A 12,280-nucleotide genomic window follows, 5' to 3' on the forward strand; every position below is an offset into this window, starting at 1 on the left:
GGCTGACCTCGGCCGCCGACAACTTCACCACCGGCGAGCGCTGGCCGGCGCTCGTGCTGCGCAGGACGGCGGACCGGTACGGCGTCACGCTCGTCCAGCGGGGCAAGACGCTCGCCGACCACGAGTGGGACCCGGCGGCCCCGGTCCCCGACCACGCGACGGCCGCCGCCACGGCGCGGGCGCTGGCCGCCGTCTACGGCATCGACGACATCCGTCCGCTGACGTCCCTGCTGCGCGGCTCGGACGCCCCCGACCGGCGGCAGAGGGGACTCGTCGCCGCGCTGGGCCTGCCCCCGCTGCCGGCCGCGTTCGGCGAGCGTGACGAGGTGCTGACGGAGGTGCCGGGCGCGCAGGTGCTGGCCAGGCACGGCTTCTTCGCCGGTCTGCGGCGGGTGCTGACGGTCGGCAACGGCCACCGGGCCGCCGCGTTCCGGCCGCAGCCCGCGCTGCCCCGGCCGGTGGTGCCCCGGCCGCGCGGCTGGTGGACGCTGCGTCTGCTGGGTGTGCTGCTGTTCCTGCCGACCACGGCGTACGCCTGGTGGGCGCCGGACGTGGGCCATCTGCGCGCGGTGCTGGCCTCCGTCGCGACGCTGTATCTCGGCGGCCAGCTCACCAGGGCCTGGCGCCAGCGCACCCGCGCCCCGCGCGCCGCCGCCCACGTGACCGAGCCCACCGCCCACGGCGCGCCCGCACCCCCGACAATGGACGCGTGATCAATTCAGCTCCACACACCTCTCAGCGCCGGGCCGAGCACGGGCCGACCCCCTACGTCGACCTCACCCGCGCCGAGTGGAGCGCGCTGCGCGACAAGACGCCGCTGCCGCTGACGGCCGACGAGGTGGAGCGGTTGCGCGGGCTCGGCGACGTGATCGACCTCGACGAGGTGCGGGACGTCTATCTGCCGCTGTCCCGGCTGCTGAATCTGTACGTGCAGGCGACGGCCGGGCTGCGCGGCGCCCTCAACACCTTCCTCGGCGAGGCGGGCGGCGGCCACGGCGCGCAGCGCGGCACGCCGTTCGTCATAGGGGTCGCGGGCAGTGTGGCGGTGGGCAAGTCGACCGTGGCGCGGCTTCTGCAGGCGCTGCTGGCGCGCTGGCCCGAACACCCGCGCGTCCAGCGGATCACCACGGACGGTTTCCTGCTGCCGATGAAGGAGCTGCAGGCGCGCGGGCTGATGGCGCGGAAGGGCTTCCCCGAGTCGTACGACCGGCGGGCGCTGACGCGGTTCGTGGCCGACATCAAGGCCGGCAAGGACGAGGTGACCGCGCCGGTCTACTCTCATCTGATCTACGACATCGTGCCGGGCGAACTGCTGACCGTACGGCGCCCGGACATCCTGATCGTGGAGGGGCTGAACGTCCTCCAGCCGGCCCTGCCGGGCCAGGACGGCAGGACCAGGGTCGCTCTGGCGGACTACTTCGACTTCAGCGTGTACGTCGATGCCCGCGCGGACGACGTGGAGGCCTGGTATCTCAACCGCTTCCGCAAATTGCGCGAAACGGCGTTCCAGGACCCTTCTTCGTACTTCCGGAAATACACCCAGGTTTCCGAGGAAGAGTCGCTGGACTACGCACGCACGATGTGGCGAACCGTCAACCGGCCGAACCTGCTCGAAAATGTCGCGCCGACCCGCGGTCGCGCCACGCTGGTGCTGCGCAAGGGCCCTGACCACAAGGTACAGCGGTTGTCGCTGCGCAAACTCTGAGTGACCGCATCTGCCCCTCCCCGTACGTGAGTTCTTTTTCGCTGACTGAATGTGTTCCTTCCATTACCTTGGTGTGGCCAAGCGAGGTCGTGACAGCGATGTGATGGAGCATTCAACTATGTTCGGTCCGGGGATTGGCCAGAAGTTAGCCGTGCCGCCGACGGCCGGGGGCAGGACCTGATGCCGCGCCTGTCACGGCAGACGATCCGCGAGCAGGAACAGCTCCAGGACCGGCTGGAGCGCGAGATCGCGGCGCTGAAGGGCGAGTTGGCCCAGCGGGACGACACCCTGCGGGCGATCGTCGGTGAACTGCACCATCTGAGCGCCGTACGGCTGCCGGAGTCGGTGATGTCCACCGCCCACCCCCGCGTCCATGTCCCCGGACTGCTCGACAACCGCCTCGCGGGCGGCGATGTCGACCGGCTCCTCACCCAACTGATGCAGCAGGCGGCCCAGTTCGTCGTGGACGAACGGCGCAGGGGCGACGAGGCGGCCAAGGCCGTGATGCGCGGCGTCATGGGCAAGCTCCAGGCCCAGCACTACCGCCAGCAGACCTTCGTGCAGAGCATGCAGGAGCGCTACGACCATCCGGACGTGGCCCAGGACCTGGTCAGGCTCGACGAGCTGAACGAACGCAACCTCCGGCTGGTCCAGGGCCTCGCCGTGGTGTGCGGCCGGTGGCCGGGTCTCGCGCGGGAGGACTCCCCCGTCCAGGACATCGTCAAGAGCGCCACCGGCCGGGTCGTCGGCTACCAGCGCGTCGCCCGGTCGAGTTACCAGGTCAGGGGCCGACTGGCGGTGACGGCTCGGGCCGTCGAACCGCTCGCGATGATCCTCGCCGAACTGCTCGACAACGCGCTCAGCCACTCGCCCAGCAACGTGGACGTGGAGGTCGCCGTCAAACACGGCGCCAGCGGCTGCACGTTCTTCGTCACCGACTGGGGACTCGGCATGAGCGCCGAGGAGTTGCGGCGCGCCAACGGCCTGGCCTCGGGCGAGCTGGGGCAGTTGCTCACCGACCTGGAGGGCGAGCCGCCCGGCATCGGCCTGCCGGTGGTCGGCGCCATCGCCCGGCAGTACGGCTTCCACACGGTGCTCGAACCGTCCCCGTACAGCCATGGGCTGCGCGCGGCCGTGCTCGTACCCGAGCCGCTGCTCGTGACGATCGAGGACCGGTACGTCGAGGACCCGTACGAGGAACCCGCCGTCCTCCCCGCGCAGCGCGAGACGTACGAGCCCGGTCCCGGCGCCGTTCCTTCGACCGCTCCCTCGGCCGTTTCTTCGGCCGGCCTGGACGGGCTCGGCGGCTTCGGCGTCCTGGAGAGCCCGGCCGCCGAGCCGGGCCACGACGAGCACACCCGCAGCGCGCTGCCGCAGCGGCGGGCGCTGCGCAGACGGGCGGCCGAGGGGCAGGCGCCGCCGGACCAAGGCAGCTGGGCGCAGCCACCGGGCGGCTGGGAGCAGGGGGATCCGGCGATACACACGCACGCCGACGACCACCCCCCGCTGCCGCCGCTCCAACTCGCCGAGCAGGCCGGATTCCCCGAGCCTGACGGGCCGAGCCCGGCGGAGAGCCGGAACCGGTGGGCGGCGCTCCAGCTGGGCACGGCGGCGGGCCGCGCCGCCGACGACGAACACGCAGTCGAAGAACGGGGAACCCACTCATGACGACCGCAGCGCGCCACCCCAGGCTCCGTACGACCGAGGAGACCATGTCGTGGGTCCTCGATCCGCTGACCGAGATCCCGCATGTGCGGCACGCCGTCGTCCTGACCACCGACGGACTGATCGAGGGCCGCTCGGCCGATCTGCCGAGGGCCGACGCCGAAGGCGCGTCCGCCATGCTGGCGAGCATCATGTCCGCGTCGCGCGGGCTGCTCGGGGCGTACGAGGGCTCGGCGGGCGCCAGTCCCGTACGGCAGGTCGTCATCGAGGGCCATGACGGATACGCCTTCCTCACCAGCGCGGGCGAGAACACCGTCATCTCGGTCTACGCCGACATCGACGTGGACCTGGGCGTGGTGGCCCACGAAGTGCAGGTACAGGTAAAGAAGTTGCGCCGGGCGATGGACAGCCCGCCGCGCGAGACCGGCGCCGCCGGTACGGGCGTGCCGGGCCGCGCGGCCGGTACAGGCGTGACCGGCACCGGCGCGGCGGACACCGTGTCATGACAGCGGGCCGGGTGCCGAGGCCATTGGTGCGGCCTTATGTCGAGACCGACGGCAAGGCCCGGACCGATCGTTACTCCCTCGAACGCATAACGCTGCTGCACCGCGTGAGCGACGAGGTCCCGCCGGGCCTGAGCGACAAGCAGCGCGAGGCCATGGACCTGCTCGGCGGCGGCGCCCTGACCCTGGTCGAGACGGCCTCCTGTCTGCGGATGCCGGTGTCCCTCTCGAAGGTGGTGCTGGCGGATCTGATCGCGTCGGGCTGTGTGCTCGCGCGGCCCCCGGTGCCGCAGGCGGCGCGGCACGACCCCGACCTCCTGAGAAAGGTGCTCGATGCGCTCCAGCGAGCCAAGTCCGTCTCCTGACGCCGCGTCGGCCGGCCATCCGGCACCCGACTACCTGCCGTCGAACGCGCTGATGCTGAAGGTCGTCGTGACGGGCCCGCTGGCGGTCGGCAAGACCACCTTCGTCAGCACGGTCTCCGAGATCAAGAGCCGGCACACCGAGGAGCGGATGACCCAGGCGGGCGCGCTGGTCGACCAGTTGGACGGGTACCGGGCCGACGGGGAAGCGGCCAAGACCCACACCACCGTCGGCACGGACTTCGGCCGGCTGACGCTGGACGAGCGCATGGTGCTGTATCTGTTCGGCAGCCCGGGCCAGCAGCGGTTCCGGGTGCTGTGGGACGACCTGGTGCGCGGCGCCCTCGGCGTGCTCGTCCTCGTCGACACGAGCCGGCTGGAGGCCGCCTTCGAGGTGATGGACATGGTCGAGGCCGCCGACGTGCCGTACGCGGTCGGTGTCAACCGCTTCCCCACCTCGCCCGTGCACAGCCTGGGCAGCGTACGGGCCGCTCTCGACCTGTCCCCCGGCACCCCGCTGATCAGCGTGGACGCGCGGGACCGCGACGAATGCCTGGACGCCCTGATCGCCATGACCCGGCACGTCTTAGCCCCGTTGGAGTCAGTGTGACGACGCACGCCACCCCCGCCCCCGCCGCAGGACCCGCCCCCGAACTGCCCGCCCTCTACGGCCCCGAGTACGCGGCGGACGCCTACGGCCTCTACCGGCGGCTGCGGGCCCGCGGCAAGGTCGTCCCCGCCGAGATCGCCCCGGGCGTACGGGCGATGCTGGTGACCGACCTCGACACGGCGCTGGAGGTGCTGCACGGCACCGACCTGTGGTCCAAGGACCCGCGCACCTGGGAAGCGGCCCATCTCGCCCCCGATTCGCCGGTGCGGGGCATGCTCGGCTACCGCAGGAACCCGATGTTCACCGACGGCGAGGAACACGCCCGCTACCGGGGCGCCGTCTCCGACTGCCTGGCCCGTTTCGAGCCGCACATACTGCGCGCCATGGTGCAGCGCAGCGCCGACCGGCTCATCCAGGGGTTCGCCGCCAGGGGTGAGTGCGACCTCGTCGCGGAGTTCGCGATGGGCCTGCCCGTCCTGCTGTTCAACGAGATGTTCGGCTTCCCCGACAAGGAGAGCGACCGGCTGGTCGGCGCGCTGACCGACCTCACCAGCGTGCACGAGGAGACGGCGCAGGCCGCGTATCTCACCTTCGCCGGTTACATCGGTGATCTGGTCTCGCTCAAACTCCGCGAGCCGGGACGGGACTTGACCTCCTGGCTGCTGTCCCACTCGGCGAACCTCACCACGGAGGAAGTCACCGAGGAGCTGATCCTCACCATCGGCGCCGCCCACGAACCCACCAGCGGGCTGATCGGCAACAGCCTGCACCGCATGCTGACCGACGACCGGTACTACAGCACCCTCACCGACGGCGCCCTGACCGTGCACGACGCGATCCGGGTCGTGCTCTGGCACCAGTCGCCGGCCGCCAACTACGGCGCCCACTTCGCCCGTAAGGACACCGTCCTCGGCGGGGTGCGGGTCAAGGCCGACGAACTCGTGCTGATCTCGTTCGCCGCGATCAACGACGCCGGCGCACCCGAGCGGCCGGAGGAACCCGGCAACGGCGGCCGCTCGCATCTGGCGTTCTCGGCGGGCCCGCACGCGTGCCCGGCGAAGGACCCCAGCGTGCAGATCGCCGCGACCGCCGTCGAACAGCTGACGTCCTGGCTGCCCACCCTCGAACTGGCCGTCCCGGCGGACGAGTTGGTGTGGCGCCCGAACGGCTTCCTGCGCGGTCTCGCCGCCCTGCCGGTGCGCTTCACCCCCATCCACCCCGACCAGGTAGGGACCACACCATGGACACCGACCCCCAGCGCGTCCTGATCGACCCGACAGGCCGCGATCTGCCCGGCGAGACGGCGCGGTTACGGGAGTTGGGCACGGCCGTGCCCATAGCGCTGCCCGGGAACGTACCGGCGTGGGCCGTCACCCGGCACGCCGCCCTGCGCACGCTGCTGCTCGACCCGAAGGTCAGCAAGGACCCGGGCCACTGGACGCTGTGGACGGACGGGACCATCCACGCCGACCCGGCGACGCACTGGCTCTACGGCTGGATAGGCGTCGACAACATGTTCACCGCCTACGGCCCCGACCACCGCAGGCTGCGCACGCTCGTCTCCCCCGCGTTCACCGCGCGCAGGACCGAGGCGATGCGGCCCCGCGTCCAGCGCATCACCGACACCCTCGTCGCGGAGCTGGCCGCCGTACCGGACGGCGAGAGCGTCGACCTCGTCGCCGATTACGCGCACCCGCTGCCGATGCGCTTCATCTGCGAACTCTTCGGCCTGCCCGAGGAGTTGCACGCCGACACGGCCCGCCTGGTGAACGTGATCGTCACCACGACCGCGCCGCCGGCCGAAGTGGCCGCCGCCATGGGCGAGTTCCAGGAGATGCTCGGCACGTTCGTCGCGGCCAAACGGCTGAACCCCGGGGACGACCTGACCAGCGACCTGATCGCCGCCCGGGCCGACGACAACGACCATCTCGCCGAGAAGGAACTGATCGACACGCTCGTGCTGATCCTGGGCGCGGGACACGAGACGACCGTCCACTTCATCGGCAACACCGTGGCCGCGCTGTTCAGCCACCCGCAGTACCGCGACCAGCTGGCGGCGGGCGAGTTGACGTGGCGTCAGATAACCGACGAGGTGCTGCGCTGGGCGCCGCCGGTCGCCAATCTGCCGCTGCGCTACGCGACCGCCGACATCGAGGTCGACGGCACGGTCATCCCGGCGGGCGAGGCGATCCTCACCACGTACGCGGCGACGACCTGGGACCCCGAGCAACACGGCGACGACGCGCATGTGTTCGACCCGCACCGCACGCAGCGGGACAACCTCGGCTTCGGCACGGGCGTGCACCGCTGCATCGGCGCGCCACTGGCGCAGCTCGAAGCGAGCATCGCGCTGCCCGCGCTGTACGAGCGCTTCCCCGACATGACGGCGGCGTACGGGACGGAAGAGGCCGTCACGCACGAGTCGTTCATCATGTACGGCTACCCGAGGCTGCCGGTGAGACTGAGCAAGTAGCCGGGCGCGGGTGGCGGGGTTCCACGTGGACGGACCGTGGAACCCCGCCACCGACGTCACCCCAGGGCGGACTTGACGACGTCGGCGAGGCGGCCGGCGACGGACCGGGCCTGCTCGATGTCGGCGGCCTCGACCATGACCCGTACCAGCGGCTCGGTCCCGGAGGGGCGCAGCAGCACGCGGCCCGTCTCGCCCAGCTCCCGCTCCGCCTCGGCGACCGCGGTCGCCAGCTCGGCGGAGGTGTCGACGCGCGACTTGTCGACGTCCGGCACGTTCACCAGCACCTGCGGCAGCCGCCGCATGACGCCGGCGAGGTCGGTCAGCGTACGTCCGGTGGCGGCGACGCGCGCCGCGAGCATCAGCCCGGTGAGCGTGCCGTCGCCGGTCGTCGCGTGGTCGAGGACGATGACATGGCCCGACTGCTCGCCGCCGAGGGCGTAGCCGTGCTCCTTCATCGACTCCAGCACGTAACGGTCGCCGACGCCCGTCTGGACCAGCTCGATGCCCTCGCGCTCCATCGCGATCTTGAAGCCGAGGTTCGACATGACCGTGCCGACCACGGCGTTCCCGCGCAGCGTGCCGGCCTCGCGCATGGCGAGCGCCAGGACGGCGAGGATCTGGTCGCCGTCGACCTCTTCGCCCGCCGCGTCCACGGCGAGGCAGCGGTCGGCGTCGCCGTCGTGCGCGATACCGAGGTCGGCGCCGTGTTCGACGACGGCGGCCTTCAGCTGGTCCAGGTGCGTGGAGCCGCACCCGTCGTTGATGTTGAGCCCGTCCGGCTCGGCGCCGATGGTGATGACCTCGGCCCCGGCCCGCGCGAACGCCTCGGGCGAGACCCGGGCAGCCGCGCCGTGCGCCTCGTCCAGGACGACGGTGAGCCCGTCGAGCCGGTTCGGCAGCACCCCGATGAGGTGGGCGACGTACCGGTCGAAGCCCTCGTCGTACGTACGGACCCGGCCGACGCCTGCGCCGATGGGCCGCTTCCAGGAGGGCCCGGTGTGGTGCACCACGCTCTCCACGGACACGGCGTCCCGGTACGCGGCCTCGATGCGGTCCTCCAGCTCGTCGGCCAGTTTGTGGCCGCCGCGCGCGAAGAACTTGATGCCGTTGTCGGGCATGGCGTTGTGGCTGGCCGACAGCACGACGCCGAGGTCGGCGCCCAGCACGCCGGTGAGATACGCCACCGCGGGGGTGGGCAGCACACCGACGCGCAGAACGTCCACACCCGCGCTCGCGAGTCCGGCCACCACAGCGGCTTCGAGGAATTCCCCCGAGGCGCGTGGATCACGCCCGACGACGGCGGTGGGCCGATGCCCCTCGAACGTCCCCACCTCGCCGAGCACATGCGCCGCAGCGACCGACAGCCCGAGCGCGAGCTCAGCCGTCAGATCGGCGTTGGCGACACCGCGCACGCCGTCCGTGCCGAAGAGTCGTCCCACAGCTCTCCCTCCGAAAAGGCTCAGAAATACACAAGCTCATGGGCCCTGGTGCCCGAGCGTTTAATGTTGTTTATACGCCCGACCTGGCTCATTCCCATAAACGAACGCCCCGGCAAGCACAAAGTGCTGCCGGGGCGAACCATTTGCCGTACGGGCCACAGGGCCGGTCCGGTTTAGCGCTTGCTGTACTGCGGAGCCTTACGGGCCTTCTTCAGACCGGCCTTCTTACGCTCGACCGCACGGTCGTCGCGGCTGAGGAATCCGGCCTTCTTCAGCGGGGCGCGGTTGTTGTCCACGTCCGCCTCGTTCAGCGAGCGGGCCACACCGAGGCGCAGCGCGCCGGCCTGGCCGGAGACGCCGCCACCCGAGATGCGGGCGATGACGTCGTAGCGGTTGTCGAGCTCAAGCACCTTGAAGGGCTCGTTGACAGCCTGCTGGTGCACCTTGTTGGGGAAGTACTCCTCAAGGGTGCGACCGTTGATCTTCCACTTGCCGCTGCCCGGAACGATCCGGACACGGGCGATGGCGTTCTTCCGACGGCCCAGGCCGGCAGCCGGCTGGGGGTCGCCGAAGCGGGACGCCAGGGACTCGGAGGTGTACTCGCCCTCGACGGGGGTCTCCGACTCGAAAGTCGTCACCGCGTCGAATGTCTCCTCGGCCTCGGGGGCTTCGGCGGGCGTCTCAACAGTGGTCTCGGCCACGATTATCCTCAGATTTCTTTTGTCTTAGGGGGTGGCCGGAACTACTGCGCGACCTGGGTGATCTCGAACGGGACAGGCTGCTGAGCAGCATGCGGGTGCTGGTCGCCCGCGTAGATCTTGAGCTTCGAGATCATCTGACGGCCCAGGGTGTTCTTGGGGATCATGCCCTTGATGGCCTTCTCGACGGCCTTCTCGGGGTTCTTGGCGAGAAGCTCGTCATAGCGGACGGACCGCAGACCACCCGGGTAACCGGAGTGGCGGTACGCCATCTTCTGAGTGCGCTTGTTGCCGGAGAGGTGCACCTTGTCGGCGTTGATGATGATGACGAAGTCACCGGTGTCGACGTGGGGTGCATAGATCGGCTTGTGCTTACCCCGGAGGAGGTTAGCGGCGGTGGTCGCCAGACGGCCCAGGACGATGTCCTGCGCGTCGATGATGTGCCACTGACGCGTCACATCGCCGGGCTTGGGGCTGTACGTACGCACGGTCGTAGCCTTCGCTTCTTCAGTGGGTGAGTCCTGACAAGGCCACCCGGACGATCACGACAGCCCTGGCGGTACTACGGGGACGCAACCCGTGCACCTGCCGCTGTCCATCGGCCCGGCGGACCTGCGTAAGGGCCCCTCGCGTGAGAACGACCAAGCCAATACGCATAACGAACCAGAAGAATACCCGGGCGCCCCCACACGGGTCAAAACGCGTCCACGTAGCCCGTCCGGCCTACCCCTATGTCCCCGTCCGCCCCGAATCGCCCCACCCGGGCACACCTTCCAGTCGGTCCGGGCGCACTTCCAGCCCGTCCGCCCGCCCCATCAAGCCCGTCCGGCGATTGAGGACCGGGGTCCGGGGCGGAGCCCCGCACTCAGCCCGCGCACTTCCCACCCGCCCCGGCCCACTTCCAGTCGGTCCGGGCGCACCTTCCAGCCCGTCCGGCGATTGAGGACCGGGGTCCGGGGGCGCCCCGGGGCACCCCCGGGGGCGGCCGGCGTAAGCGGGTCGCTAGCGCGAGCGGACCACGCGGCGTTCGTCCCAGACCGGTTCCGGGGTCTCCCGGACCACCCCGTCCGAGCCGAACACCAGGTACCGGTCGAACGTCCGGGCGAACCAGCGGTCGTGCGTCACCGCCAGCACCGTCCCCTCGTACGCCTCAAGGCCCTCCTGCAGCGCCTCCGCCGACTCCAGGTCCAGGTTGTCCGTCGGCTCGTCCAGGAGCAGGGCCGTCGTGCCGCGCAGTTCCAGCAGCAGGATCTGGAAGCGGGCCTGCTGGCCGCCCGAGAGCTTTTCGAAGGGCTGGTCCCCCTGCCGCTCCAGCTCGTACCGGCGCAGCACGGACATCGCCCCGCCCCGGTCCTTCGCGTGCTCGGTCCACAGGATGTCCACCAGCGTCCGGCCCAGCAGCTCCGGGTGGGCGTGGGTCTGGGCGAAGTGGCCCGCCACCACCCGCGCGCCGAGCTTCCACTCGCCCGTGTGCGCCACGTCGCCGCCCGCGAGCAGGCGCAGGAAGTGGGACTTGCCCGAGCCGTTCGAGCCGAGCACGGCCACCCGCTCGCCGTAGTAGACCTCCAGCGAGAACGGCTTCATCAGGCCGGTCAGCTCAAGGTTCTCGCAGGTCACGGCCCGTACGCCGGTACGCCCGCCACGCAGCCGCATCTTGATGTCCTGCTCGCGCGGCGGCTCCGGCGGGGCTCCGGCGTCCTCGAACCGTTTGAAGCGGGTCTGCATCGCGTGGTAGCGCGACGCCATGTCCGGGCTGATCGCCGCCTGCTGCCGCAGCCGGTGCACCAGCGCCTTCAGCCGCGCGTGCTCCTCGTCCCAGCGCCGCTTCAGCTCCTCGAAGCGCGCGAAGCGCTCCTTGCGGGCGTCGTGGTACGTCGCGAAGCCGCCGCCGTGCACCCATACGTCGGAGCCCGCCGCGCTCGGTTCGACGCTGACGATCTTCTCGGCGGCCCTGGCCAGCAGCTCCCGGTCGTGGGAGACGAAGAGGACCGTCTTACGGGTCTCCTTCAGCCGCTCCTCCAGCCACCGCTTGCCGGGCACGTCCAGATAGTTGTCCGGCTCGTCGAGCAGCAGCACCTCGTCAGGCCCGCGCAGCAGCGCCTCCAGCACGAGCCGCTTCTGCTCGCCCCCGCTCAGGGTGGACAGCAGCCGCCACTGCGCCTTGTCGTACGGCATGCCGAGCGCGGCGCTCGTGCACATGTCCCAGAGCGTCTCGGCCTCGTACCCGCGCACCTCGGCCCAGTCGCTCAGCGCCTGCGCGTACCGCATCTGCGCGGCCTCGTCGTCGACGGTCATGATCGCGTGCTCGGCCTTGTCCACGGCGAGCGCCGCGTCCCTGATGCGCGGCTGCGCGACGGATACGAGCAGGTCACGCACGGTGCGCTCGTCCCGTACGGAACCGACGAACTGCGACATCACCCCGAGCCCGCCGCTGACAGTGACCGTCCCGCCGTGCGGCTGGAGGTCCCCCGCGATCAGCCGCAGCAGGGTGGTCTTGCCCGCGCCGTTCGCCCCGACCAGCGCGACGACGGCGCCTTCCCCCACCCGGAACGACGCGTCCCCGAGCAGCACCCGCCCGTCGGGCAGGTAGTACTCCAGGTGTGCCGCTTCTAGATGTCCCATGCTCCGCATTGTGAAGGGAGTCGGCCCCAGGACCCAACCCAATTCCGGTCGGGGGGTGGGGGGCGGTGTGCGGGTCAGTGCCATGAGCCCGGGGCAGGGCGGGCCCGGAGTTTGGTGCGCCCGCAGGGCCGCCCCTTGATCTTTGAGTGTCGCGGCTCCGGTCCGGGCGTCAAGGGCGCTCCTTCGTCGCGTCGGCTACGCCG

Annotated in this window: 11 protein-coding genes and 1 pseudogene; 8 read left to right on the forward strand and 4 right to left on the reverse strand. The window is 70.8% G+C overall.

Annotated features, from left to right (window positions below; translation table 11 throughout):
- From HY68_RS06815 to HY68_RS06850, 8 genes and pseudogenes are all read left to right on the forward strand, one after another.
- Positions 1 to 713: pseudogene (locus HY68_RS06815) on the forward strand (hypothetical protein); the annotation flags it as partial.
- The gene (coaA, locus tag HY68_RS06820; protein ID WP_107070160.1) at positions 713 to 1,705 is read left to right on the forward strand and encodes a type I pantothenate kinase; all 993 of its coding nucleotides are present in this window, start codon (positions 713 to 715) and stop codon (positions 1,703 to 1,705) included. The pseudogene HY68_RS06815 and the gene coaA, both read left to right, overlap by 1 nt.
- A gap of 180 nt (positions 1,706 to 1,885) precedes the next feature.
- Complete coding sequence (locus tag HY68_RS06825) at positions 1,886 to 3,373, forward strand: ATP-binding protein (protein WP_052457033.1); 1,488 nt, start codon at positions 1,886 to 1,888, stop codon at positions 3,371 to 3,373.
- Positions 3,370 to 3,876, forward strand: coding sequence for a roadblock/LC7 domain-containing protein (locus HY68_RS06830; protein ID WP_052457034.1), 507 nt, complete (start codon positions 3,370 to 3,372; stop codon positions 3,874 to 3,876). Before HY68_RS06825 ends, HY68_RS06830 begins: the two co-directional genes overlap by 4 nt.
- On the forward strand, positions 3,873 to 4,238 hold the full coding sequence (locus tag HY68_RS06835) for a DUF742 domain-containing protein (RefSeq protein ID WP_041985635.1): 366 nt from the start codon (positions 3,873 to 3,875) through the stop codon (positions 4,236 to 4,238). Before HY68_RS06830 ends, HY68_RS06835 begins: the two co-directional genes overlap by 4 nt.
- A gap of 52 nt (positions 4,239 to 4,290) precedes the next feature.
- Entirely contained in the window at positions 4,291 to 4,845 is a 555-nt protein-coding gene (locus HY68_RS06840) for an ATP/GTP-binding protein (protein ID WP_041985638.1), read from the forward strand.
- On the forward strand, positions 4,842 to 6,113 hold the full coding sequence (locus tag HY68_RS06845; protein ID WP_041985641.1) for a cytochrome P450: 1,272 nt from the start codon (positions 4,842 to 4,844) through the stop codon (positions 6,111 to 6,113). The genes HY68_RS06840 and HY68_RS06845 overlap by 4 nt, the downstream gene beginning before the upstream one ends.
- Positions 6,086 to 7,318: a cytochrome P450 gene (locus tag HY68_RS06850; RefSeq protein WP_041985644.1), complete on the forward strand. Its 1,233-nt coding sequence runs from the start codon at positions 6,086 to 6,088 to the stop codon at positions 7,316 to 7,318. The genes HY68_RS06845 and HY68_RS06850 overlap by 28 nt, the downstream gene beginning before the upstream one ends.
- Before the next feature lie 56 nt (positions 7,319 to 7,374).
- Here HY68_RS06850 and glmM read toward each other — a convergent pair whose 3' ends face one another.
- From glmM to HY68_RS06870, 4 genes are all read right to left on the reverse strand, one after another.
- Positions 7,375 to 8,757 carry a phosphoglucosamine mutase gene (gene glmM, locus HY68_RS06855; RefSeq protein ID WP_041985645.1) on the reverse strand — a complete coding sequence of 461 codons (1,383 nt, stop codon included), beginning with the start codon at positions 8,755 to 8,757 and terminating at the stop codon, positions 7,375 to 7,377.
- Positions 8,758 to 8,930: 173 nt separating this feature from the next.
- On the reverse strand, positions 8,931 to 9,458 hold the full coding sequence (gene rpsI / locus HY68_RS06860) for a 30S ribosomal protein S9 (RefSeq protein ID WP_041985647.1): 528 nt from the start codon (positions 9,456 to 9,458) through the stop codon (positions 8,931 to 8,933).
- A 41-nt stretch (positions 9,459 to 9,499) separates the two neighbouring features.
- Positions 9,500 to 9,943, reverse strand: coding sequence for a 50S ribosomal protein L13 (gene rplM / locus HY68_RS06865; RefSeq protein ID WP_041985650.1), 444 nt, complete (start codon positions 9,941 to 9,943; stop codon positions 9,500 to 9,502).
- Between the two features lie 514 nt (positions 9,944 to 10,457).
- Positions 10,458 to 12,086 (reverse strand): ATP-binding cassette domain-containing protein, encoded by a 1,629-nt coding sequence (locus tag HY68_RS06870; RefSeq protein WP_041985652.1) that lies wholly within the window; start codon positions 12,084 to 12,086, stop codon positions 10,458 to 10,460.
- Positions 12,087 to 12,280 lie beyond the last annotated feature (194 nt).

Source organism: Streptomyces sp. AcH 505 (genome assembly GCF_000818175.1).
Taxonomy (GTDB): Bacteria; Actinomycetota; Actinomycetes; order Streptomycetales; family Streptomycetaceae; genus Streptomyces.